We start from the raw sequence: 24,073 nt of genomic DNA on the forward strand, positions 1-24,073 counted from the left end.
CTGCGCCGGCCCCCCGGGGGCCCCCCCCGCCCCGCCCCGGGGCACCCGCCGCCGCGGGCCCGGGGCGGGGGCGGGGGGGGCACCCCCCCCGCCGCCCAGGACGCACACCGTGTCCTTCCGACCTCCGCCGCGCCCCGGCCCGGCCGCCACCGCCCCCACGGACGGCCCGCGGCCGCGGCTCGGGCGCCCCGCCCGGCGCCCCCGGCGGCGCGGGGGCGCCGGCGAGCGGGTGTTACGCCTCGGGCTCCCCGGTGGTCTCGGGGAGGGTGACCTCGACGGTCAGCTCGGCGTCGTCGGTGGGCTGGAAGTCGATCCCGGAGGCCCGGCCGGCGGCGGCGATGTCGGCGGCCGCGGCCCGGGCGGCCTCGACGCGCTTGCCGGTGACCCGGACCCGCTCGACCTCGGCCCGCATGGACAGCTTGGCCTCGGACTTGGCCTTGCGGACGGCCCGCAGGACCTCGGCGGTGGCGGTCAGGACGACGGGGTCGCCGTCGGCGGCCGCGGCCCGGTACTCGGCGGCGTCCGGCCAGGACTGGGCGTGCAGCGAGCCCTCCTGCCACCAGCTCCAGACCTCTTCGGCCACGAAGGGGACGAAGGGGGCGAAGAGCTTGTGCAGGGCGCCCAGGGCGATGAGCAGCGCCGAGCGCGCGGACGCGCCCTCGGCGGACCCGGTGTCGTAGGCGCGGGCCTTGACCAGCTCCAGGTAGTCGTCGCAGAAGTCCCAGAAGAACCGCTCGGTGCGCTCCAGGGCCCGGGTGTGGTCGTAGGCGGTGAACGCCGCGGTGGCGTCCTCCACGACCTCGGCCAGGGTCGCGAGCATCGCGCGGTCCAGGGGCTCGGTGACGCTCGCCGGGTCGGCGACCGCGCCCTCGCCCGCGACGGACATGACGAACTTGCTGGCGTTGAGGATCTTGATGGCCAGCCGGCGGCCGACCTTCATCTGCCCCTCGTCCATGGCGGTGTCGGTGCCCAGGCGGCCGCTGGCCGCCCAGTACCGGACCGCGTCGGAGCTGTACTTCTCCAGCAGCGCCAGCGGGGTGACGACGTTGCCCTTGGACTTGGACATCTTCTTGCGGTCCGGGTCCAGGATCCAGCCGGAGATGCCGGTGGTGTGCCAGGGCAGCGTGTCGTTCTCGAAGTGGGCGCGCACGACCGTGGAGAACAGCCAGGTCCGGATGATGTCCTGGCCCTGGGGGCGGTAGTCCATCGGGAAGACGCGGCGGAACAGGTCCTCGTCGCGCTCCCAGCCGGAGGCGATCTGGGGGGACAGCGACGAGGTGGCCCAGGTGTCCATCACGTCGGGGTCGCCGGTGAACCCGTTCGGCCGGCCGCGCTGGTCCTCGGTGTACCCGGCGGGCGCCTCGGAGCTGGGGTCGACGGGCAGCTGCTGCTCGGTGGGCAGGAGGGGCTCGTCGTAGCGCGGGTTGCCGTCCGCGTCCAGCGGATACCAGACCGGGAAGGGGACGCCGAAGAAGCGCTGGCGGCTGATCAGCCAGTCGCCGTTGAGGCCCTCGACCCAGTTCTCGTAGCGGGAGCGCATGTGCTCGGGGTGCCAGGTGAGCTGGCGGCCCCGCTCGACGAGCCGCCGGCGCAGGTCCTCGTCGCGGCCGCCGTTGCGGATGTACCACTGGCGGGTGGTGACGATCTCGAGGGGCTTGTCGCCCTTCTCGTAGAACTTGACCGGGTGGGTGATGGGCTTGGGGTCGCCGACCAGGTCGCCGCTCTCGCGCAGCATCTCGACGACGCGCTCGCGGGCGGTGTGGACGGTGGCGCCGACCAGGCGGTCGTAGGCCTCGCGGGCGGCGCCGGACTCCAGGCCCGCGGGCGGGTCGGCGAGGATGCGCCCGTCCCAGCCGATGATGGGCCGGGTCTCCAGCTGGAGCTCGCGCCACCAGGTGACGTCGGTGGTGTCGCCGAAGGTGCAGATCATGGCGATGCCGGACCCCTTCTCGGGGTCGGCGAGCCGGTGCGCCTTGACGGGGACCTCGACGCCGAAGACCGGCGTGGTGACGGTGGTGCCGAAGAGGTCCTGGTACCGCTCGTCGTCGGGGTGGGCGACCAGGGCGACGCAGGCCGCGAGCAGCTCGGGGCGGGTGGTCTCGATGTGGACCGGGGTGCCGTCGGGCCTGTGGAAGGCGACCTTGTGGTAGGCGCTGGGCCGCTCGCGGTCCTCCAGTTCGGCCTGGGCGACCGCGGTGCGGAAGGTGACGTCCCACAGGGTGGGCGCCTCGGCCATGTAGGCCTCGCCGCGGGCGAGGTTGCGCAGGAAGGCGCGCTGGGCCGCGGCCCGGGAGTTGTCGTCGATGGTCGCGTAGGTGTGGCGCCAGTCGACGCTCAGGCCCAGGCGCCGCCAGATCGACTCGAAGACCTTCTCGTCCTCGGCCGTGAGCCGGTCGCACAGCTCGATGAAGTTGCGGCGGGAGACGGGGATCTGCCGCTTGGGGTCGGGCTTGGCCGGGGGCTCGAACTCCGGGTCGTAGGCGACCGACGGGTCGCAGCGGACGCCGTAGTAGTTCTGGACCCGGCGCTCGGTGGGCAGGCCGTTGTCGTCCCAGCCCATGGGGTAGAAGACGGCCTTGCCGTTCATGCGCTGGAAGCGCGCGACGGTGTCGGTGTGCGTGTACGAGAAGACGTGGCCGATGTGCAGCGACCCCGAGACCGTGGGCGGCGGGGTGTCGATGGAGTAGACGTCCTCGCGTTCGGCCGTGCGGTCGAAGTGGTAGACGCCGGACTCATCCCATACGTCGACCCACTTCGCCTCGATACCGTCCAGCGAAGGCTTGTCGGGCATGCGGAAGGAATGAGAGCGGTTGGTCATGGGGCAATGGTAGTGCGCTCCGGAGCGTGATCGCTCCTGGTTTCACGGCACGGTACGCCCTGGTGCGTCACGCTCCGGCCACCCCCCTGGGGTATCCCGTTCCGGGGCCGGGGTGCTCCCCCGGCGGGGGCCGCTCGCGTGAAAGGATCGTTGCGGTAGACCATGGGGTGGCGGGCGGTCCTCCGCCCGTGCCCGTGCACTCGACAAGAACGGTGAACGATTCATGGCTAAGAAGGACGGCGGTGAGGTCACCCCGGTCCTGTTGGGCTTCGTGGCCGGGTTCGCGGCCGAGTTCGTCATGCGCAAGGCGCTGACCTTCGCGTGGACCCGTGCGACCGGCGAGGAGCCGCCCACGGACCTGGAATCCCCGGACGTGAGCCTGGGCCGCGCCCTGGGCTGGGCGGTCGTCGCCGGCGTCGGCGTCGAGGTGGCCCGTGTCCTGGCCGTGCGCACCGCCCGCAAGGGCCTGCAGCGTACGGCCCCCGAGGTCCTGGAGGCCTGACCCTCCCCCGGGAAAGGACGACGGTGGGCGGCCCACCGCACCGTGTGATCCGTGCGGTCGGCCGTCCACCGTCGTCGGTCCGGCTCCCCGTGCGTGCGCGCCCGTCAGGGGAGGGCGCGCCGGACGCCCGTGGACGGGACGGCGCCTCGTCCGTCCCGACCTGTCAGGCGCATTCCTTGCAGACCAGCTGCCCGGCCCGCTGCTCGGCGAGCTGGCTGCGGTGGTGCACCAGGAAGCAGCGCGAGCAGGTGAACTCGTCGGCCTGACGCGGCAGCACCCGGACGGCGAGTTCCTCGCCCGACAGGTCGGCACCGGGCAGTTCCATGCCCTCCGCGACCTCGTCGGGGTCGATGTCGATCGTGCCGGTGCCCTTGTCCACGCGCCGAGCCTGCAGCTCCTGAAGGCTGTCCTCGTTGATGTCCTCGTCAGTCTTGCGCGGGCTGTCGTAGTCGGTGGCCATCTCTGCTAACTCCATCCCCCTCGTTCAGTGCCTCGTCGCGCGGGTAGTAACGCTTGAGAGACCTCGGTTGTGCCCGGTTCGGCCGATGAGTTTCCCGATCACCGGTGAACCGTGCCCCCTCCCGGGCCACCGCTCACAGGTCGGTAGCACTTTTTGCGGGACCGTGTCCGAAGGCGGCCAGATAGAGTCGCCGCTTTCGAGCCGGTTTCCCCTGGAGTACTACCCGGTATCGGGTGTCCCGTAGACCTGGAAAAGCCGTTTCGCCCACCCCGGACAAAGCGCGGATCACTCCCTCACCGCGGGCGAAAACCGAAGACATGCCCACGTCAGGAGGGATTCCCTCCGTGTCCACGCCCGAGGCAGCATACCCACCCGAGGTCGGCGCACGTGACCCGGATGGGCGTGTCTTCGGACACGTATAGATACCACGAAGCGTGGCGTGACGCAGCTTGGGCCCTATTTACCGGGCCCCGGGCGATATGTTCGGCGGGTCGAAAGGGCCCGGTTCAGCGCCGCTCGGGCGTCTCGCCCGACGGGACGGGAAGGCAGACGGTGATCACCAGTCCGCCGCCCGAGCGCGGCCACGCGGTGACCACGCCCTCGTGGGCGCGCACCACCGAGCGGACGATGGACAGGCCCAGCCCGGCGCTGCGGCCCGAGCCCACCCGGTCGCCCGAGCCGCGGCGGAACGGTTCGAAGAGGCCCTCGATCTCGTAGGCGGGGATCACCTTGCCGGAGTTCTCCACCTGCACGGCCGGGAGCCCCTCGTACAGGCCGCTGCGGACGGTGATCTCGCCGTCGGGGACGTTGTACTTGAGGGCGTTCTCCACCAGGTTGGCGACCAGGCGCTCCAGCAGGACCGGGTCGCCGACGACCACCGCCGGGCGCAGGTCCTTGCGCAGCCCCAGCTCGGAGTCGGCGATCTCCGAGGCGAACTGGCTGAGCACCGTACCGGCCACCTCCCCCAGGTCGACGCGGGCGCGCACCTCCAGCTCGCGGTCGCTCTTGGCGAGGAAGAGCAGGCCGTCGATGAGGCGCTCGTGGCGGGCGTTGGTCTCCAGCAGGGTGCGGCCGACGGACTTCAGGTCCGGGGAGACGTCCGGGGCGCTGAGCGCCACCTCCAGCAGGGTGCGGTTGATCGCCAGGGGCGTGCGCAGCTCGTGGGAGGCGTTGGCGACGAACCGGCGCTGGCCGTCGAAGGCGCGGTCCAGGCGTTCGAGCATGCCGTCGAAGGTGTCGGCCAGCTCGCGGATCTCGTCGTCGGGGCCGGACAGGGCGATGCGCTCGTGCAGGTCGCGTTCGGAGAGCCGGCGCGCGATGCGGGTGATCTTCTGCAGCGGCGACAGGGCCCGGCCCGCGACCGCGTACCCCAGGGCCACCGCGAGCAGCCCCACCAGGAGCAGCGCGAGCAGCGAGAACCGGGTGACGTGGGTGAGGACCTCCTCGATGAGGTACCCGTGCGCCGCCAGCTCGGCCGCGCTGTCCTCGCTGAGCAGGGCGTTGAGCAGGACCGCCACGATCAGGTAGTTGACCAGGACCAGCACCGAGCCCGCGGCGAAGAACAGCATCCCGTAGATGAGGGTGAGCCGTGCGCGCAGGCTGAGGTTGTCGGCGAACCGGTGGACCCGCTCGGAGGCGGCCGAGCGCTCGGCCCCCGCACGGGCGGGGTCGGCCGCGCCCAGGCGGCGCCAGGTGCCGGTGTCCCCCGGGCGGGTGGGCTCCACGCCGCCGTTGTGGTCGGCGCCCGCGGGCCGCGCCCCGACGGACCTGCCTCCGTCCGGGCCGGAGGGTCTCACAGCCGGTACCCCGCGCCGGGCACGGTCTGGATGACCGGGGGCGCGCCGAGCTTCTTGCGCAGGGTCATGACGGTGACGCGCACGACGTTGGTGAAGGGGTCGGCGTTCTCGTCCCAGGCCTTCTCCAGCAGGCCCTCGGCGCTGACCACGGTGCCCTGGGCGCGCATGAGGACCTGGAGCACCGCGAACTCCTTGGGGGTCAGGGCGATCTCGCGCCCCTCCCGGTGGACGCGGTGGTTGGCCGGGTCGAGGGTGATGCCGTGCCGCTCCAGGACCGGGGGCAGCGGCGGGGTGGAGCGCCGGGCCAGCGCCTGCACGCGGGCCACCAGCTCCGGGAAGTGGAAGGGTTTGGCCAGGTAGTCGTCGGCGCCCAGGCGCAGGCCCTCGACCTTGGCCTGGACGGTGTCGGAGGCGGTGAGCATCAGGATGCGCCCGTTGTAGCTCTCGCCCACCAGGGTGCGGGCGACGTCGTCGCCGTGGGTGCCGGGCAGGTCGCGGTCCAGGACGACCACGTCGTAGTCGTTGACCGCGGTGTGCTCCAGGGCGGTGTCGCCGTCATAGACCACGTCCACGGCCATGGCCTCGCGGCGCAGGCCCACCGCGACGGCGTCGGCCAGGACACGCTCGTCTTCGACCACGAGTACACGCAACGTCAAGTCCTCTTCGGTACCTGGGAAAAAGGGGCCGCTGCCGGCGCATCCCCCAACACACCGGCAGCGGCGTTCTCGGTCCCGGCCGCGTCAACCGTTCTCTCACGGCGGGGGTAAGGAGACGGTAAACCCGCCGCGCCGTCGGCGCGAACCGGACCTCGTCCTCACCCCGCGCCGGGACGGGCGCTGGGCCGGGAGTCTCGCGACCCCCTTTGTGCGCGGGGCGTCGCCGTCGGCGAATCCCCCAACCGCCGACGGCGACGTAACCCCGCACATCTCGAATCTGACACATCAAGAATAAGAAACAAGTAAGCACCGGGCTTTACCCGCGGATGTGTCATGGGACACGTCGCGCGGGCGGCCGGGAGAGCGGTCCGGCCGTGCGCGGCGGCCGCCGCGGGACACCCGGCTCCACCCCTGCCCACAGGGGCTTTTCCATCCTACGGAAGGCCCCCGCGACCGCGGGTCCGATCACGGAAACATCACGCGCGGGGGCCGGTGGTTTGACGTGGGTCACAGTGCGGTAGACGTAAGTGGCACGCGCGGAACCGGGCCGGGAGGCCGGGCCGCGACGTGTTCGCATGTCACAGGGACGTGACCACATCACATTGCGCACGCACGGCGACGTGCGCGACACCGAACGCGACCGGAGTGCGGGAGTCCTCCGGTCCTACCCCTGGAAGAGGTGCAATGGGCGAGTTCTTCGCGGAGATCAAGGTCCGTATCAACGAGACCCGCGGTGCGCTCCAGTCGGCGCAGGCCGTCGGCGACGAGTTCCTCATCGACACCCACACGTCGGAGCTCGAGGACCTGTACCGCATCGCGGCTCGCAACGGCATCGACTGCGCCTGAGCCGACGCCCGGATCCCCCCGGACCGGGACGCGGCCCGTCGGGTCGACGGGGGCGCGGCGGAACACCCGTTCCGCCGCGCCCCCGCGCGCGTTCGCCGTCAGTCGCGGTCGGCGCCCAGCGGCGCCAGCAGGGCGTCCAGGGCGTCGTACAGCTCCGGGCGCGCCGCGATGACCAGGTCGTTGGCGGGCGGGCCGCCGTGCAGGCCGCCCACCCGGATCCCCGCCTCCGAGGCGATCAGGCCGGGCGCGGCCCAGTCCCACGGGTTCAGTCCGCGCTCGTAGAACGCGTTGGCCCGCCCCGCCGCCAGCCCGGTGAGGTCGACGGCGGCCGAGCCGCCGCGGCGGATGTCGCGGATGTGCGGGACGACCTCCACCAGCACGCGCGCCTGCTGCACGCGGCGCTCGGGGAAGTAGCCGAAGCCGGTGGCCACCAGCGCCTGTTCCAGGGGGACCGCCGGCGGGGCCTGGAGCGGTTCGCCGTTGCACCGCGAGCCCTCGCCCAGCACGGCCTCGTACAGCTCGCCGCGCCGCGGCACGCTCACCGCGGCCGCGACCACCACGCCGTCGACCTCGGCGGCGATGGCCACGCCCCAGTCGGGCTGTCCGTACAGGTAGTTGACGGTGCCGTCGATGGGGTCGACCACCCAGCGCACCCCGCTGCCGCCGTCGCCGCCCGCCTCACCGCCCTCCTCGCCCAGGATCGCGTCGTCGGGGCGGACCGCCAGCAGCCGGGAGCGGATGAGCTCCTCGGTGGCCCGGTCCATCTTCGTGACGACGTCGGTGGGGCTCGACTTGGTGTCGAGCACGGTGACTCCCGCCTGCCCCTCGGCCGCGAGCCCGCCCGCCTCGGTCGCCACCCGCACGGCCAGGTCGCGCAGGGCCCTCGGGTCGGGTGTGGTGTGGATACCGGTCACTGCTCCGCTCTCCGCATTCGGATGTGGGTCGGTCCGCACTCTACGCCGCCCGGGCGGACTCCGCCGAACGCCGCGTGCGGGCGGTCCCGGGGGCCGCGGAAAACCGGTTGCCCCGGCGCCGCCGCCGTCGGTAGGACGGTCCGGACGACCGAGGGGACGGGACCGCGATGTTCTGCTGGATGGATCTCAAGACGCACGACGTCGGGGCGACGGCGGGGTTCCTCGCGGCCCTGCTCGGCTGGGAGTGCGCCGTGGCCCGGGAGGACCCCCGCCGGGCGACGTCGGTGTACGCGGAGGGGGTGCGGATCGGCGGTGTGAGCGACCTGTCCCGGCCGCCGTACCCGCCGGGCCTGCCCGCCCACGTCGCCTACTACGTGGCGGTCGACGACGCCGACGGGCGCACGGCGGCGGCCGAGGCCGCGGGGGCGCGGGTGGTCGTCGAGCCGTTCGACGCGGGCGGCCTGGGGCGCGTGGCCACGCTGGTGGACCCCGTGGGCGCGGCGGTGTCCCTGTGGGAGGGACGCTCCTTCCGGGGGTGGACCCGGCCCCGGAACATGCTGCTCACCTGCGCCGAGCCGGAGCGGGCGGCGGACTTCTACACCCGCGTCCTGGGCGGGGTGCCGCGCGGGGCGTCGATCGCGCGCGGGGACGCCGCGCCCGCCTGGGAACTCGTGCTCGCCGATCGGGACCCCGCGGCCCTGGCCGGCCCCGCCCGCGAACGGGGCGGCTCGGTCGTGCGGGAGGACGGCGTGGCCCGCCTGCGCTCCGCCGAGGGGCTGTCCTTCGTGCTCGGCGCTCCCGGCACCGCTCGGAGCGCGGTATGAGCGGCGGGGTGGTGCTGAGGCGTGCGGGGGCCGCCGACGCGGAGGCCATGGCGGGGGTGTGGCTGCGCTCCTTCGCCGCGGCCCTGCCCACGGTGCGCCGCGCGCACGGGGACGACGCGGTACGCGCCTGGTTCGCGCAGGTGGTGGTGCCCGGGCGGGAGTGCTGGGTCTGCACCGCGGACGAGCGGGTCGTGGGGCTCCTGGTCCTGGACGGCGACGCGCTGGACCAGCTCTACCTGGACCCCGAGTGGCGGGGCCGGGGCCTGGGCGACCGGCTGGTGCGCCTGGCACAGCGGCGCCGCCCCGGGGGCCTGGAGCTGTGGACGTTCCGGGTCAACGGGCCCGCGCGGCGCTTCTACGAGAGGCACGGCTTCACGGCCGCGGAGGAGACCGACGGATCGCGCAACGAGGAGCGCGAACCCGACGTGCGGTACGTCTGGCGCCCCTGAGGGGCCGGGCGGCCGGGGTGGGCCGGCCGCCCGGGGGTCGGTCAGAGGTGCTCGGGCCTGGCCCATTCCTTGCCGTGGACGTGGTGGTCGAGGAACGCGAAGACCGTCTCGTACCAGACCTGCGCGTTGCCCGGCGTGAGGATCCAGTGGTTCTCGTCCGGGAAGTACAGGAACTTGGACTCCACCCCGTACAGCTGGAGGTCGCGCCACAGGCGCAGCCCCTCGCCGATGGGGACGCGGTAGTCCTTGTCCCCGTGGATCACCAGCATCGGCGTGGTGATGTTCGGCGCGTGCAGGTGCGGCGAGTTGAGCAGGTAGCGCTCCGGCTGCTCCAGCGGGGTGCCGAACTCGTGCTCCCACACCGGCGGGTAGTCGGTGGTGGCGTTGAAGCCGTCCAGGCCCCACAGGGAGGCGTGGGAGACGATGGCCTTGAAGCGGTCGGTGTGCCCCGCGATCCAGTTGGCCATGTAGCCGCCGAAGGAGCCGCCCATCATGGCGGTGCGCTCGGCGTCGATGTCCTCGCGGGCCTCGGCGGCGTCGGTGATCGCAATGACGTCCGCGAACACGCGCGGCCCCCACTTGCCCCAGGCGCGGCGCAGCATGTCCTGGCCGTACCCGGTGGACAGGGCCGGGTCCGGGAGCAGGACGGCGTAGCCGCGGGCCGCGAGGATCCACGGGTTCCACCGCCACGACCAGCCGTTGAAGCTCATGTACGGGCCGCCGTGCACCCACAGCACCAGCGGGGCCGGGGCGTCGGCGGACGCCTCCTCGGGCAGGACCAGCCAGGAGCGGATCCGGGTGCCGTCGTCGGCGGTCGTCTCGATCTCGGTGAGGGTGCCCGGCATGGTGAGCTCCGAGCCCGGCGTGCGCAGGTACGCGGGCCCGCCGTCGACGGCGGCGGCGTCCAGGCGCACCGGCGCGGGCGGGGCGTCCCAGGCGTCGCGCAGCGCGTACACGTACCGGCCGTCCGGGGACGGGTTGAGCTCGCTGTAGGCGCCGTCGTCGCCGGTGATGCGGACCACCTCGCCCGAGCCCAGGTCGGCGCGGAAGACCGGGCGGCGGCCGTTCTCGTCGGCGGCGATGAACAGCGACCCGGAGTCGGCCGACCAGGCGAAGTCCCGGGCCCACAGCTCCAGGCCCGGGTGGACCGGGGAGGTCTCGCCGGTCTCGCGGTCCAGTACCCACAGCTGGTAGTCGCGGGGCTCGCCGTCGTAGTCGCCCTCGAAGCCGAGCGAGTAGGCGACGCGGCGGCCGTCCGGGGAGACCAGCGGGGAGCCCAGGTCGTACCCCTCCCGGCTGAGGAGGGTGGTGCGCTCGCCGGTGGCGGTGTCGACGGAGACCAGGACGCTGCGGTGTCCTCCCTTGCCGACGGGCACGTCCCACGTGGTGATGAGGGCCGTGCCGTCCGGGGTGAGGGAGCCCTGGGCGTTGATCAGGGCCTTGCCCGCGTCCGGGGTGAGGTCGCGGGGCTCGCCGAGGCCGTCCTCGGGCCCGGCGGGCGGGGTCGCGGCGAAGTAGCGCGGGTGGTCGGGCCCCAGGTCGTGGTCCCAGTAGCGGACGGGGAGGGACTCGTGCAGGATCGCGGTGACACCCGCGTCCGCGCGGGCCTTGCGCGCCTCCGCCTCGTCCTCCCCGTCCTGGCTCCCGGGCAGGGTCGCCGAGGCGAAGGCGATCAGGCCCGCGTCCCGGGCGACGGTGAAGGCGCCGATGCCGCCGGGCCGGGAGGCCACGCGGCGGGCCTCGCCGCCTCCGGCCGGCAGCAGCCACAGGGCGGCCTTGGGCTTCTCCTCCGGTTCGGCGTCGGGGTCGGGTCGGGCGCTGGTGAAGAGGACCGAGCCGTCGGGCAGGAAGCCCGCCGAGCTCTCGCCCTTGGCGCTGCGGGTGAGGCGGTGCGGGGCGGTCCCGCCCTCGGCCTCGGGGCGGACGTCGATCTCCCACAGGGCGCTGTGGAAGGTCTTGGCATCGGGTGCGATACCGCTGACGGGGGCGACCAGACGGGTTCCGTCGGGGGACAGGCGCAGCCCGTTGACCCGCTTCAGTCGGACGTATTCCGGCAGTTCGTACCAGGAACGGACCAAGGCAGTTACTCCTGAGAGGGGAGGATTCGTGATCTTCCCCGCACCTTATCCGCATCCGGTGTCAGCAGCGTTTACGGAGGGGCCCCGTGTGGCGTCCGGGGCCCCCGGGGGTCAGTCGCGGCAGTGGCAGCCCGCGCACCGGGGCACCGTGCTCAGGCGCTGCGGTTCGCGGCCCTCGGTGTACTCGCGGACCAGGTCCGAGACCATGGCGACGAACGCCGGGTGGGTGCCGGGGCTGAGCGCGCGCTCGTACCCGATGCCCAGCTTCTCGGCGGTCTGCCGGGCCTCCACGTCGAGGTCGAACTTGACCTCCATGTGGTCGGAGACGAACCCGTGCGGGACGACGACGACGGCGGGCACCCCCTCGCGGGCGAGCTCCTCCATGCGGTCGTTGACGTCGGGCTCCAGCCAGGGCTGGCTGGGAGGGCCGCTGCGGCTCTGGTAGACGACCTCGAAGGGGTACTCGCGGTCGAGGCGGTCCACGACCAGGCGGGCCACCTTCGCGAGCTGGGAGCCGTAGGCGCCCTCGGGGCCGAAGCCCAGCTCGGGGCCGCCGCTCTCCTCGGCCATCTTGGTGGGGATGGAGTGCGCGGAGAACAGCAGGTGGGCGCCCTCGCGCTGCTGTGCGGGCAGCGCGTCCAGGGCGGCGCGGGTGTGCTCGACCAGCGGCTCGACGAACCCGGGGTGGTCGTAGAAGGGGCGGATGAGGTCGACCTCGGGTGCGTCCTCGCCCAGTGCGGCGCGGGCGCGGTCGATGTCCTCCAGGTAGGCGGTGCGGCTCGACCAGTTGCAGTAGGCGGAGGTGGGCAGCGCCAGTACGCGCCGCACCCCGTCGTCCCGCATCCGCTCCAGGGTGTCGGCGAGCATCGGGGCCCAGAACCGGTTGCCCCAGTAGATCGGCAGGTCGATGCCGTCGGCGGCGAACCCGTCGGTGACGGCGGCGAGGAGGTCGCGGCACTGTTGGTTGATCGGGCTCACCCCTCCGAAGAGGAAGTAGTGCTCACCGACCTCCGCGAGCCGCTCACGCGGGATGTTGCGTCCGCGCGTGACGTTCTCCAGGAACGGGATGACCTCGTCCTCGCCCTCCGGGCCGCCGAAGGAGATCAGCAGAAACGCGTCGTAAGGCCTCATGCACTTCATGAAACCAGCTCCTCCGGACCCCTGGGCCTCACCCCCCGGTCAGCGGGCCTGTGGCGTCGGACTCCCCCGACCAGGACCTTTCGGCCCGTTCTCCCCCTGGCCAGACAAGTGACCGGCGAGTAATGTCCCCTGGCATGACAGATGTGTTGTGGCACACATGGGCGGACACCTACCGGGCCCGTCCCAAGCGGACGGCCTCCCCCAACAGCACCGCCGAGGTCGCGGCGGCCGTGGCCTCCGCCGCGCAGGAGGGCCTGCGGGTCCGCATGGTCGGGTCGGGGCACTCCTTCACCGACGTGGCCGTCACCGACGGGCTCCTGCTCTCCCCCACCTCGCTGACGGGGGTGCGCTCGGTCGATCCGGCCGCGGGCACCGCCACGGTCGAGGCCGGGCTGCCCCTGTGCGACTTCAACGACGCACTGGCGGCGCACGGGGTGGCGCTCGCCAACATGGGCGACATCGCGGTGCAGACGGTGGCCGGAGCGGTGCAGACCGGCACGCACGGCACCGGCCGGGACGCGGGCGGGCTGGCGAGCCAGGTGGTCGGCCTGGAGATCGTGCTCGCCGACGGCTCCGTGGTGGAGTGCTCGGCGGAGCGCGAGCCCGAGCTGTTCCACGCCGCCCGGGTGGGCCTGGGCGCGTTCGGCGTGGTGACGGCGCTGACGATGGCGGTGCGCCCGGCGTTCCTGCTGCACGCGCGGGAGGAGCCCATGCCCCTGGACGAGGTGCTGGAGCGGCTGCCGGAGCTGCGGGCCGGCAACGACCACTTCGAGTTCTACTGGTTCCCCCACACCGGCAACACCAACACCAAGCGCAACAACATCACCGACGGTCCGGCGCGGCCGCTGTCGCGGTTCAAGGAGTGGCTGGACGACGACTTCCTGTCCAACACCCTGTTCGAGGGCGTCAACCGGGTGTGCCGCCGCTTCCCCGGCGCGGTCCCGGCCGTGAACCAGGTCAGCTCGCGGGCGCTGTCCGCCCGCTCCTACACCGACGTGTCGCACAAGGTGTTCACGTCCGTGCGGGACGTGCGGTTCGTGGAGATGGAGTACGCGATCCCCGCCGAGCACCTGGTGGACGTGCTGCGCGAGGCGCGCCGGATCGTGGACGCGGGCGACCACCGGGTGAGCTTCCCGGTGGAGGTGCGGTTCGCCCCGGCCGACGACGTGTGGCTGTCGACGGCCTACGGGCGCGACAGCGCCTACGTGGCGGTGCACATGTACAAGGGGACGCCGTACGAGGCGTACTTCGCCGACCTGGAGGCGGTGTTCACCTCGGTGGGCGGCCGGCCCCACTGGGGCAAGATGCACACCCGCGACCGCTCCTACCTGGAGGCGGTGTACCCGCGCCTGGGCGACGCCCTGGCGGTGCGCGACCGGGTGGACCCGCTGCGGCGGTTCGGCAACGACTACCTGGACCGCGTCTTCGGCTGACCGGCGCGGACCGGACCGGGTTCCGGCGCCGCTGCGGGCCCCGTCGGCGACGGGGCCCGCAGCGGTGTCCGGGTCAGCCCGCGGGGGCCTCGGGGACGGCGTCCCCGGTCCCGCCCGAGCCGCCGAGCGGGCCGGTTCCGCCCGTGCCCCCCGTGCCGCCCGGTTCCTGGGTACCGCCGGTGCCCGGTCCCCCGCCCCCGGCGCCGGGGTCGGTCTGGCCGTCCCCCGGGTCGGTGGTGGCGCCGTCGCCCGGGTCGACAGGGTCGGTGCCCCCGTCGCCGCCATCCGTGGGCGGCTCGGTGGCCGGGGCGGTGGGGTCGGGGGTGGAGGACCCCTCCGCGGGGTCCCGGGACTGCTCCCCCGTGCCGTCCTGCCCGTCCTGCCCCCGGTCCTCCTGGCCTGCGGGTGCGTCACCGGTCCCCTCGTCCTCCGGGACCCGGGGCGCGGAGCTGCCGCCGCCGAGCAGCGTGGGCGAGGTGTGCTCGTCCTGCCCCTGCGTCCACGCGGTCAGGGAGCGCCCGGTGAACAGCTCGAACAGCAGGATGACGAGCATCACCAGGCCGAACACGACGGCGGCGGGCACCGCGTAGGCGCGCCATCCGCGCCGGGCCGGCTCCTGCTCCTCCTGTTCCCGGGCGCCGTAGGGGTCCTCCGGGTGCCCGGGGATGCCGGGGACGACGGGCATGCGCACCGTGGCGTCGGTCCCCCGCACGGGCAGGGCCATGGTGCGGGTGGCGTCGGGCTCCTCCGGCAGGCCGGGGATCGGCCCTGTCGGCGGCACCCCGGGCACCGGGCCGGTGCCCGGCGGGTCCAGGGGGTGGGAGCCGGCGCGGCGAGAACCTGTTCCCGCCGGCTCGGTGTGGCCGACGGCCTTCTCGGCGAACTGCCGCGCCTGGTCGCCCCCGCGCGAGAACCAGTCCTGGAGGAAGGGGCTGACCACCGTGCTCAGGGTGGCCATGACGGCCGCCCCGACGACCGTCCCGTAGACGTTGAGGTAGGAGGCGGCGGTGGCGGCGGCGAGGGTGGCCACGCCCGCCCCGACGACCTGGGACAGGCTCAGGTCGATGCGCTTCTTCCCGGCCTCCTCACCTTCTTCCGCGTCCCGTTCCCCACGGTGCTCGGCCCTCCCCATGCGGCCGTCCCCCTTCGTGCTCCGTCCCGTCCGGAGGGCGCGCGAGACGGCGCGCCGCGCTCCGGGATGGGCGTGTGTCGGGCATGTGGCCCCAGACGCCCCAAAGTTCACATACGACTCATGTACGGATAACTCAGACTAAGGGCGGCAGGGTTCCGATAACGCCATCAATGAAGATGCATCACTCTTCGGCACCCATCGGCGTGTCGAGTTGCGTCCGAGAGGATCCCCCTCCCCGACGAAGCGACCGAGATCGGAGTTTTTCCCGGACCTGGGGCGATTCGGGGGGCGCGGGATACCATCACGGCGGAGCCTTCGCACGGGAACCGCGACATTCGCCCGTGACAGCTCCCGGTCGTGGAAGGGTCAGCGTGCCAAGATTGGCAAAGGAAGCGACCGTGAGGACCCCGGGGACGGCCCGGGGCGCTCCCACCGTGGCGATACGCGTCGCGGATCGGGAGGCGGGCACACATGTTCGGGCGCGCCGGGCGCGGTAGTGGCCGAACCGTTGTCGGCCGACCAGACTTGGAGAACGCGGGGGTCGGTCCCAGGACCTGTCCTCGACGGGACGCGAAAGGGAGGGCGATGCACGAGCTTCGCCTCGTGGCCGTGAGTGAGGACGGCACCTATCTGGTGCTGGCCAGCACCGGCCGTGGAACCCGTTTCATGCTCCCTGTCGACGACCGCCTCCGCGCCGCAGTACGCGGCCAGTTCTCCCGGCTCGGCCAGTACGAGATCGAAGTGGAGAATCCGTTGCGCCCCAAGGAAATCCAGGCCCGCATCCGGTCCGGCGAGACCGCGGAGGCCATCTCCGAGATCTCCGGCATCCCCATCGAACGGGTGCGCTGGTTCGAGGGCCCGGTCCTCCAGGAACGGGAGTACATCGCGCAGCAGGCCCAGCGCGCCGCGGTGCGCATCGCCGGCGAGGCCGCGCCCGCGGGGAACCTGGAGGAGCTGGTCACCCGCCGGATCGGGGCCCACCAGCTGGAGACCGGCGACGCGGTGTGGGACTCCTGGAAGCGCGAGGACCGCACCTGGCAGCTCAAGCTCGTCTTCCTCGACGGCGGCGAGGAACGCGTCGCCCACTGGCTGTACGAGCCCAGACACAACACCGTCACCCCCGCCGACGAGGAGGCCGCCCGGTTCTCCTCGTCGGAGCCCGCTCCCTCCCCCACCGCGAACGTGACCCCTTTCGCCCCCCGGCGCTCCGAGTCCGAGGCGCCGCGCCCCTCCGTGCGCCCCGCCCCCGAACGGGTCGGCGGAGCGCGGCGCGCCGACGGCCCGCTGGACGACCCGCTGCGGCCGTCCGTGCCGCGCGGCGAGGAGGACGGCGCGGGCCGGCGGACCGGCGAGCGGCGCGAGGAGCCGGCGAACCGGTGGACCGAGGAGCCGCGCGGGCACCGCGGGTACGACGCCCCGCCCGCACGGCCGCAGCGGCCCGCGACCCGGGACGCGGAGCGGTTCGAGCGCGCCTCCGAGCACGACGGGCGGCCGGCGTACCGGGAGGCCGAGCAGGACGGGCGCCCGGCCTACCGCGAAGCCGAGGCGGGCGTACGGGCCCCGGAGCGGACCGGGCGCCCCGCGTACCGCGACGAGCACGAGGACCGCGAGGGCCGCGAGGAGACCGTCCGCCGGGACGGGTACGGGGAGCGCACCGCCCCCCGCTACGAGGAGCCCGCGGGGCACGGGCGCGAGGAGTACCCCGGGCACGGGCGCCCGGACACCGGGCCGCGCGCCCCGCACACGGCCCCGGCCGACGGGACCGCCCGGCCGGCCTCCCCGGTGTTCGAGGAGGAGGGCGAGCCGTACGGCGGTCCGGCCGCCGCGCCGGTCGCGCGCCCGGAGCCGTCCCGTCCCGAGCCGCGCCCCGAACCGCTCCCGGCCGAGCGGCCGCGCGCCGCGCCCGCTGCGGAGGAGCGGCCCGACCGCCGGGAGCGCCCGGCCTGGTCGGCCGCCGCCGACCAGGTGCCGCCCGCGGCGCCCCTGAGCCAGCCCGCGCCGCGCCGGCGCCGGGCCACCATCGACCTCAACGACACCGGGACCCCGCGCCGGGCCGCCGACCCGTCCCCGGCCGCGCCCTCGGCGCCGCTCCCGGCCGCCGCGGCGGGCGGGGACCGGCCCGCGCCCAAGCGCAAGGGGCGCGGGCGCCGCGCCTCGGTGCCGTCCTGGGACGAGATCATGTTCGGGGCCAAGAAGGACGACTGACCCTCCGGGGTCCCGCACCGCTTCCCACGGGGGCGTCCGCCGCGGCGGACGCCCCCGTTCCGCGTGTCAGCGGGACGCGTCCACGCGGCGGGCCGCCAGGGCCATGGCCGCCAGCGACCGGTGGGACTCCCGGGACAGGTCCAGGCCCAGCAGCGCGGCCGCGCGCCCCAGGCGGTAGTCCACGGTGTTGGGGTGGACGTGCAGCCGCGCCGCGGTCCCCCGCCGGTCCCCGTCCGACCCCAGGTACTCCTCCAGGGTCCGGTACAGGTCCGGGTGCCCGGCCAGGGGGTCCAGCAGCGCCGCCAGCAGGGCGCGGGCCGCGCCCGGCCGGGTCGCCTGGTACTCGAACAGCAGGTCGTCGAGCATGTACAGCCCCGCGGGCCGGTCCAGCGCGCGGGCCAGGGACTGCAGCTCGTCGGCCAGCGCCAGCAGGTCGGGCACCCGTTCCGGCGGGCCGACCGCCCCGCCCGCGGTGACCGGCGCCCCCGCGGCCCCGCCCAGCCGGGCGACCAGTTCCGCCGCCCCGGGGGCGCCGTCCGCGTCGGCGGGCAGCGGCACCAGCGCCGTCCCGCCGCCCCCGCCCAGCAGGGCCAGCACCGGGCCGTCTGCGTAGGCCTCCAGCTCCCGCCGCAGGCGGTGGGCCCGGCGGCGGCGCGCCACCTCCTCGCTCACCCCCCGCTCCTGTGCCGGGGGAGCCGTCGGGGACAGGCTCAGCACCAGGTAGGAGTCGGGCAGCGGCACCCCGGCCCGGCGGGCGGCCGTGCCGGGGTCGGCGCCCGAGACCAGGGCCGAGTAGAGGGCGAAGCGGGCGCCCTGCTCATCGCCCGAGATGTGCTCGCGCTCGTCCAGGTAGCCGCGGGCGACCACGGTGGTGATCCGGCCCAGGTGGGCGATGAACAGGGCGGCCACCCGGGCGAGCGCGTCGAGGTCGCCGGGGCCGGCACGGGTGTGCAGGCGGTCCCAGACGGCGGAGAATCCCCGGTGGTAGGCGTCCAGCAGGGACTCCAGGCTCGCGCCCTCGGCCGCGCGGCGGGCCGCCGAGGCGGCCAGCAGTTCGGCGTCGTCGGGGCCGAGGGTGTCCCCGGCCTCCCCGTCGGCACGGCGCAGCACGGAGACGCACAGGCGCAGGTTGTGCTCGACCACCCAGCGGATGTCGGGGGCGAGGGACCGCGCGCCGCCGCCGTGGTGGTCGGGGTTGGTGGCGGTGAAGGACGCGATGACCTCGTCGACCAGCGCGGGGTCGCCGGGGGCGATCCAGGTGTGCGCCGGGCGCCCGCCGATCATCGGTACGCCCCCGGATTTATGACGGGTCACAATCCCTCGCCTCCCCTTCCTGGTCCCTGTCCACTTCCACCGGGCCCCCGAACGGGACGAATGTGGTGGTGGAGGCCGTTGTCGCCGGCCGCGCCCGAGCCTAGGGCACGGGCGGGTCCCGTGCGCGTCACGAACCGGCCTCCGCCGTGTCCCTTCTCCCAAAGGCGGTCCCATGGCCACCACCCCCGCGCCCGGGGCCCCCGGGTCGACCTCCCTGGCCGAGCGCGCCAGCTACCTGGCCGGGAACCTGGGCGACATCGTGCCGAGCACGGTGATCGGCTCGTTCCTGCTGCTGTACCTGACCGACGGCGTCGGGCTGGCCCCGGCCGCGGTCGGCACGCTGCTGCTGGTGGCCCGGCTCGTGGACGCCGCCACCGACCCGGTCATGGGCTACGTCGTGGACCACCTGCCCGCCACCCGCTACGGCCGGTTCCGCCCGTACCTGCTGGTCGGGTCGCTGCTGGCCGCCGCGAGCTTCGCGGCTCTGTTCCTGGCCCCCGCGCTGGCCCCGGACCCGCTGGTCGCGGTGTGGGTCGCCTACCTGGTGTGGGGACTGGCGTTCGACTTCATGGACGTGCCCCTCAACGCCCTGCTCCCCGCCATGACCGACGTGCCGCGCGACCGCGCCCGCCTGGCCGGGATCAAGGGGCTGACCTACCTGTTCGGGGCCGGGGCGGTCACCGCCGCCGTGCTGCCGGCCGTGAACGCCCTGGGCGGCGGCACCGCCGGGTGGGGCTCGTTCGCGGTGCTCGTGGCGGCGGGCTCGGCCCTGCTCATGGCGGTGTCGGCCGCCGGGGTGCGCGAACGCGTGCGGCCGGTGCGGGAGGAGCGGTACGGGCCGCGCGACCTCGGCCGGATGTTCCTCACCGGACGCGCGGTGCCGCTGCTGCTCGTCGCCAAGGTGGCGGTGTCGGCGGCCAGCGCCGCGATGCTCGCCTGCATGCCGTTCTTCTTCACCTACTACGCGGGCTCGGCGGCGCTGGTGAGCGCGGCGGCCGTGGTGATGATCGGGCCGATGATGGCGGGCAGCATCGCGGGCCCGGTCCTGGCCGGCCGGCTGGGCCCCCGCAACGGCTACCTCGTGAGCGCCGCCGTGGCCGTCGGCGGGTTCGCCACGATCGCCCTGGCCCCGGGGATGCCCGGGGCCTACTACCTGGCGGGGTTCGCGGTGGCGGGCCTGGGCGCGGGCGGAGCGGTGGCGCTGAACTACGTGCTGGTGGCCGAACTGACCGACGTCACCGAGTGGCGCACGGGCTTTCGGGCCGAGGCGGCCCTGGCCTCGCTGTCGTCGTTCGCGGCCAAGGCCGGGGGCGGCATCGGCGGCGCGCTGACGGCCTACTCCCTGGCCTTCTCCGGGTACCGGGCCGGCCGGGAGCAGACCGAGGCGGCACTGAGCGGCCTGCACCTGACCCAGTCGCTGCTGCCCGGGGGCCTGCTGCTGTTGGGCGGCCTGGTGCTGCTGGCCTACCCCGTCGACCGCGCCATGGCCGTGGAGGCGATGAGCGCGCTGGCCCGGCGCCGGTCCCTGTCCGCGGACCGCGCCGCGAACGGGACGCCGTGAACCCCCGGGCGTCCGACGCACCGACACGAGAGGAGAACGCCGTGCACGCACCCGCCGCCGCCCCGACCGGGGCCGCCCCTCCCGGCTTCCGCGCCGAGCCCCGGGCATGGACCGCGGAATGGATCTGGTCGGACCGGCCCGCGCTGGCCCCGCCGGGCCCCGACAACCCGTTCGGAAGGCACGACCCCGGCCGGTTCGACCACCGGGTCCTGTTCCGGACCGTCTTCCGCGTGGCCGGACCCGTACGCGGGGCACGCCTGTTCATCACGGCGGACTCGCGCTACACCGCCTACCTGAACGGGGTGGAGGTCGGCGACGGCCCCGTCCGCCACGGGCCCGGCACCCTGTACTACTCCGTCCACGACCTGGCCGGCGCGCTGGTGGAGGGGGAGAACGTGCTGGCCGTGGCGGCCCGGTTCTACGGCCATCCGACGCCGTGGTGGGAGCCGACCCCGCCCACGTTCACCCAGGGCGGCGGCTCGCTGGTGGCGGAGGTGGAGGTGGACGGCTCCGTGGCGGCGGCCAGTGGCCCCCACTGGCGGGTCCGGGAGGGCGACGCCTGGGAGCGGTGCCGCCCCATGGGGCTGCTGAACTCCCAGATCCCCGAGGCGTTCGACGCGCGCCTGCTGGACCCGGGGTGGACCGGGGCCGGGTTCGACGACACCGGCTGGGCCCCGGCGACGGTGCAGGCCGCGCACGCCGTCACCGGTCCGCGCGGGCGCACCCGGCCGGGCGGGCACCCGTACGGGGTGCTCCTGCCCCATCCGCTGCCGCCCCCGGCGGTCACCCGGCACGCCCCGGTCGGGCCGCCCCTGTGGTACGCGCTGCCCCCCGGCGCCGACCCCGACGTGCACACCGCGCTGGCGGCCGACGCGGCCGTACTGGAGGACGGGACCCCGGCCGGCCCCGACCGGCCCGGGGGGCGGGCGCTGGCCGTGTTCGACCTGGGCCGGATCGTGTCCGGGCGCACCCGGCTGACCCTGGACGGGCCCGCGGGCCGCACGGTCACCGGCGCCCTGGTGGAGGCCGTCACACCGGTGGCCCTCGGCTCGGCCGCGCCGTTCCGGATCCGCACCCGGAACGGCCGCACCCGGTTCACCGCCTCGGACCCCTCCGGCGGCCGGTACCTGGTGCTGTCCGTGGACGGCCCCGACGTGGAGGTGGCGGTGGCCGTCCGCGAGGCCCTGCGCCCGCGCCCCGCGGGGGCCGGGTTCGAGTGCTCCGACCCCTTCCTGGAGCACCTGTTCGCGGTGGCGCTGCGCACCGTCGACCTCACGGCGCAGGACGCCTACCTCGACTGCCCCACCCGGGAGTCGCGCGCCTGGGTCGGCGACGCCGTCGTGCACCAGGCGGTGGACCTGGCGACCTCGCCCGACTGGTCGCTGGCCGTGTGGAACCCCCGGCTGCTCGCCCGGGCGCGCCCCGACGGCATGCTCCCCATGGTCGTCGCCGGCGACTTCGCCCGCGACGGGGTGCCGCCCATCCCCGACTGGGCGCTGCACTGGATCCGGTCGGTGCACCTGCTGTACCGGTACACCGGCGACCGGGAGGCGGTCGCGGAGCTGCTCGGCACCGCCGAGGGGGTGCTGCGCTGGTTCGCGCGGCACGCGCGCCCGGACGGCCTGCTGCACGACGTGCCCGGATGGGTGCTGATCGACTGGTCCCCCGTCCAGGTGGCCGGGTGCTCGGCCGCGCTCAACGCCCTGTGGGGCCGGGCCCTCGCGGACTTCGCCGAGATGGCCGCCTGGTCGGGAGACCCCGGGCGGGCCCTGTGGGCGCGGGACGCCCACGCGCGCCTGGCCGAGGGGTTCGAGGCGTTCTGGGACGAGGAGCGCGGCGCCTACCGCGACACCCTGGGCCCCGCGGGCCCCGGGCGCGGGGTCAGCGAGCACACGGCCGCGGCCGCGGTGTGCGCGCGCCTGGTGCCGCCGCGGCGGCGGGACCGCGTGCGGGACCTGCTGCTGGACCGGGACGCGATGTTCACCCGCAGCCCGCTGGCCGACCACGGGGTCGACGAGCGCGGCGCCTACGACGGCACCCCCGTGCACCTGCGGGAGGCGCCCGACTGGGACACCGAGGCGCGGGTGGTCGGCGCCCAGCCGTTCTTCCGCTACGTCGTGCACGACGCGCTGGCCGAACTGGGCGCGGCCGACGCCCTGGTGGACCTGTACCGGGACTGGGCGGTCCTGCTGGAGAGCGGCCCGAGCGCGCTGCGCGAGTGCTGGGAGGGCGGGTCGTTCGCGCACGGGTGGTCGGCGACGCCCGCCCGCGACCTGGTCGTGCACACGCTCGGGGTGTCGCCCGCCGAGCCGGGGTACGCGTCGGTGCGGGTGGCGCCGCGGCCGGGCCGGCTGGAGAGGATCGCCGGACGGGTGCCCACCCCGCACGGGTTCGTGGAGGTCGCCGTGGAGAACGGGCGGGCCCGGGTGGACTCCCCCGTGCCGGTGGAGTTCTCGCACCCCTCGGGCCGCGTGGACCGGTTCCCCGCCGGGGAGCGTACGATCACCCTGCACCACGCCTTCCCCCGAGGAGACCAGCCATGACGGACGGACCCACCGCGCACGTCGGAGCCGGGGCGCTGCGCGGCACCGCCGACGGGGGGATCGTCCGCCACCTGGGCGTCCCCTACGCGGCACCGCCCGTCGGGGAGCACCGCTTCTCGGCGCCCGCCCCGGTCACCCCCTGGGAGGGGGTGCGCGACGCCACCGCGTACGGGCCCGGCGCCCCGCAGGCGCCCTACGAGGGCGCCGTCGGGGAGATCCTGCCGTCGGTGGACGCCTGGGGGGACGACTGCCTGCACGTCAACGTGTGGGCGCCGCGGGGCGCCGAACCCGGTTCGCTGCCGGTGCTGCTGTGGTTCCACGGCGGGGCGCTGGTGCGCGGGGCCAACTCCCTGAGCGCTTACGACGGGACCGCCTTCGCGCGCGACGGGATCGTGTTCGTGTCCGCCAACTACCGGCTGGGCTCGGAGGGGTTCTCCGTCCTGGAGGACGCCCCGCTCAACCTGGGGCTGGCCGACCAGCTGGCCGCGCTGCGCTGGGTGCGGCGGGAGATCGCCGCGTTCGGCGGCGACCCCGGGCGCATCACCGTCGCCGGGCAGTCCGCGGGGGCGGGCACCACCGCCGCGCTGATCGCGCACCCCGAGGCCGGGCGGCTGGTGCGGCGGGCGATCGTCCAGAGCGGGCCGCTGAGCGCCGCCGCCCCCGGCCGGGCCGGGCGGATCACCCGGCTCATCGCGCAGGATCTGGGGATCCCCGCCACCCGGGACGCCTTCGCCGGGGTGGGGCCCGAGGACCTCGTCGCCGCCCAGCACCGGGCGATGGCGGCGGGGAACCCGCTCGCGGGCGGCCCCGCGTTCTCCCTGGCCGTGGACGGCGACCTGGTACCGCGCACCCCCTACGACGCGTTGCGCGCGGGCGCCGCCGACCACCTGGACCTGCTCATCGGCACCACCCTGGAGGAGCACCGGCTGTGGCTGGCCCCCGGCGGCGCCGACCGCGCCCTGGGGTGGCCGCTGCTGGCCCTGGGCGCGCTGCGGTTCGGGGTGGGCCCGGCGACGCTGCGCAGGCTGCGCTCGCGCCGCCCCGGGATGAGCACCGGGATGCTGGCGGGGGCGCTCGTCGGCGAGGTGCTGCTGGAGCGGCCCGCGCGGCGGGTGGCGCGGGCCCGCGCCGCACGGGGCGCCGCCACGCACGTGTTCGGGTTCGCCTGGCGCAGCCCGGTCGCGGACCTGGGCGCGGCGCACTGCATGGAGCTGCCGTTCGTGTTCGACCGGCTGGGCACCCCCGGCGCCCTGGCCCTGACCGGCCCGGACGCCCCCGCCGAGCTGGCCCAGCGGACGCACCGGGCCTGGGTGGGCTTCGTCCGCGACGGCGACCCCGGCTGGCCGTCCTGGGCCGAACGGCCCGAGCCGCACGTCCTGGACGCGGGCTGACCCGGCCCGGC

The 24,073-nt window shown here is 74.9% G+C and carries 18 protein-coding genes; 9 read left to right on the forward strand and 9 right to left on the reverse strand.

Annotated features, from left to right (window positions below; all coding sequences use genetic code 11):
* Nucleotides 1–232: 232 nt before the first annotated feature.
* Nucleotides 233–2,818 (reverse strand): valine--tRNA ligase, encoded by a 2,586-nt coding sequence (gene valS / locus ACFVNO_RS29295; RefSeq protein WP_378897408.1) that lies wholly within the window; start codon nucleotides 2,816–2,818, stop codon nucleotides 233–235.
* A 223-nt stretch (nucleotides 2,819–3,041) separates the two neighbouring features.
* Here valS and ACFVNO_RS29300 point away from each other — a divergent pair, with 223 nt between their 5' ends.
* Complete coding sequence (locus ACFVNO_RS29300; RefSeq protein WP_220560173.1) at nucleotides 3,042–3,320, forward strand: DUF4235 domain-containing protein; 279 nt, start codon at nucleotides 3,042–3,044, stop codon at nucleotides 3,318–3,320.
* Between the two features lie 163 nt (nucleotides 3,321–3,483).
* Here the strand turns inward: ACFVNO_RS29300 and ACFVNO_RS29305 are convergent, their stop codons facing one another.
* The 3 genes from ACFVNO_RS29305 to ACFVNO_RS29315 all read right to left on the reverse strand — a co-directional run bounded on the left by ACFVNO_RS29305 (nucleotide 3,484) and on the right by ACFVNO_RS29315 (nucleotide 6,226).
* Nucleotides 3,484–3,780 carry a DUF4193 domain-containing protein gene (locus ACFVNO_RS29305; RefSeq protein WP_220565672.1) on the reverse strand — a complete coding sequence of 99 codons (297 nt, stop codon included), beginning with the start codon at nucleotides 3,778–3,780 and terminating at the stop codon, nucleotides 3,484–3,486.
* Between the two features lie 506 nt (nucleotides 3,781–4,286).
* Nucleotides 4,287–5,504 (reverse strand): ATP-binding protein, encoded by a 1,218-nt coding sequence (locus tag ACFVNO_RS29310; protein ID WP_355266197.1) that lies wholly within the window; start codon nucleotides 5,502–5,504, stop codon nucleotides 4,287–4,289.
* A 68-nt stretch (nucleotides 5,505–5,572) separates the two neighbouring features.
* Entirely contained in the window at nucleotides 5,573–6,226 is a 654-nt protein-coding gene (locus tag ACFVNO_RS29315; protein WP_220565670.1) for a response regulator transcription factor, read from the reverse strand.
* Between the two features lie 690 nt (nucleotides 6,227–6,916).
* On the opposite strand from ACFVNO_RS29315, the gene ACFVNO_RS29320 reads away from it, so the two are divergent.
* Nucleotides 6,917–7,078, forward strand: coding sequence for a hypothetical protein (locus ACFVNO_RS29320; RefSeq protein WP_220560172.1), 162 nt, complete (start codon nucleotides 6,917–6,919; stop codon nucleotides 7,076–7,078).
* Nucleotides 7,079–7,176: 98 nt separating this feature from the next.
* Here the strand turns inward: ACFVNO_RS29320 and ACFVNO_RS29325 are convergent, their stop codons facing one another.
* A complete protein-coding gene (locus ACFVNO_RS29325; protein WP_378897411.1) occupies nucleotides 7,177–7,992 on the reverse strand; it encodes an inositol monophosphatase family protein in 816 nt (271 codons plus the stop codon).
* Nucleotides 7,993–8,171: 179 nt separating this feature from the next.
* On the opposite strand from ACFVNO_RS29325, the gene ACFVNO_RS29330 reads away from it, so the two are divergent.
* Both ACFVNO_RS29330 and ACFVNO_RS29335 read left to right on the forward strand, forming a co-directional pair.
* On the forward strand, nucleotides 8,172–8,816 hold the full coding sequence (locus tag ACFVNO_RS29330; RefSeq protein WP_220560170.1) for a VOC family protein: 645 nt from the start codon (nucleotides 8,172–8,174) through the stop codon (nucleotides 8,814–8,816).
* On the forward strand, nucleotides 8,813–9,265 hold the full coding sequence (locus ACFVNO_RS29335) for a GNAT family N-acetyltransferase (RefSeq protein ID WP_220560169.1): 453 nt from the start codon (nucleotides 8,813–8,815) through the stop codon (nucleotides 9,263–9,265). The genes ACFVNO_RS29330 and ACFVNO_RS29335 overlap by 4 nt, the downstream gene beginning before the upstream one ends.
* Before the next feature lie 41 nt (nucleotides 9,266–9,306).
* On the opposite strand, the gene ACFVNO_RS29340 is transcribed toward ACFVNO_RS29335, so the two are convergent.
* Nucleotides 9,307–11,343 (reverse strand): S9 family peptidase, encoded by a 2,037-nt coding sequence (locus ACFVNO_RS29340; protein WP_378897415.1) that lies wholly within the window; start codon nucleotides 11,341–11,343, stop codon nucleotides 9,307–9,309.
* 111 nt (nucleotides 11,344–11,454) lie between these two features.
* A complete protein-coding gene (locus tag ACFVNO_RS29345) occupies nucleotides 11,455–12,474 on the reverse strand; it encodes a ferrochelatase (RefSeq protein WP_220560166.1) in 1,020 nt (339 codons plus the stop codon).
* 143 nt (nucleotides 12,475–12,617) lie between these two features.
* Here ACFVNO_RS29345 and ACFVNO_RS29350 point away from each other — a divergent pair, with 143 nt between their 5' ends.
* Nucleotides 12,618–13,916: a D-arabinono-1,4-lactone oxidase gene (locus tag ACFVNO_RS29350; protein ID WP_220560165.1), complete on the forward strand. Its 1,299-nt coding sequence runs from the start codon at nucleotides 12,618–12,620 to the stop codon at nucleotides 13,914–13,916.
* 73 nt (nucleotides 13,917–13,989) lie between these two features.
* Here the strand turns inward: ACFVNO_RS29350 and ACFVNO_RS29355 are convergent, their stop codons facing one another.
* On the reverse strand, nucleotides 13,990–15,048 hold the full coding sequence (locus ACFVNO_RS29355; RefSeq protein ID WP_378897419.1) for a hypothetical protein: 1,059 nt from the start codon (nucleotides 15,046–15,048) through the stop codon (nucleotides 13,990–13,992).
* Between the two features lie 585 nt (nucleotides 15,049–15,633).
* On the opposite strand from ACFVNO_RS29355, the gene sepH reads away from it, so the two are divergent.
* Nucleotides 15,634–17,253, forward strand: coding sequence for a septation protein SepH (sepH, locus tag ACFVNO_RS29360; RefSeq protein WP_378897422.1), 1,620 nt, complete (start codon nucleotides 15,634–15,636; stop codon nucleotides 17,251–17,253).
* Nucleotides 17,254–17,319: 66 nt separating this feature from the next.
* Here sepH and ACFVNO_RS29365 read toward each other — a convergent pair whose 3' ends face one another.
* Entirely contained in the window at nucleotides 17,320–18,537 is a 1,218-nt protein-coding gene (locus ACFVNO_RS29365) for a helix-turn-helix domain-containing protein (protein WP_355266210.1), read from the reverse strand.
* 202 nt (nucleotides 18,538–18,739) lie between these two features.
* Between ACFVNO_RS29365 and ACFVNO_RS29370 the strand changes: the two genes are divergently transcribed.
* Genes ACFVNO_RS29370 through ACFVNO_RS29380 form a run of 3 tightly spaced genes read left to right on the forward strand, consistent with a single transcriptional unit; the run spans nucleotide 18,740 to nucleotide 24,062 of the window.
* A complete protein-coding gene (locus ACFVNO_RS29370) occupies nucleotides 18,740–20,128 on the forward strand; it encodes an MFS transporter (RefSeq protein WP_378897425.1) in 1,389 nt (462 codons plus the stop codon).
* Between the two features lie 41 nt (nucleotides 20,129–20,169).
* Nucleotides 20,170–22,671, forward strand: coding sequence for an alpha-L-rhamnosidase N-terminal domain-containing protein (locus tag ACFVNO_RS29375; protein ID WP_378897428.1), 2,502 nt, complete (start codon nucleotides 20,170–20,172; stop codon nucleotides 22,669–22,671).
* Nucleotides 22,668–24,062, forward strand: coding sequence for a carboxylesterase family protein (locus tag ACFVNO_RS29380; protein WP_355266219.1), 1,395 nt, complete (start codon nucleotides 22,668–22,670; stop codon nucleotides 24,060–24,062). Before ACFVNO_RS29375 ends, ACFVNO_RS29380 begins: the two co-directional genes overlap by 4 nt.
* Nucleotides 24,063–24,073 lie beyond the last annotated feature (11 nt).

It is taken from the genome of Nocardiopsis sp. NPDC057823 (assembly GCF_042797335.1).
Classification (GTDB): domain Bacteria; phylum Actinomycetota; class Actinomycetes; order Streptosporangiales; family Streptosporangiaceae; genus Nocardiopsis; species Nocardiopsis changdeensis.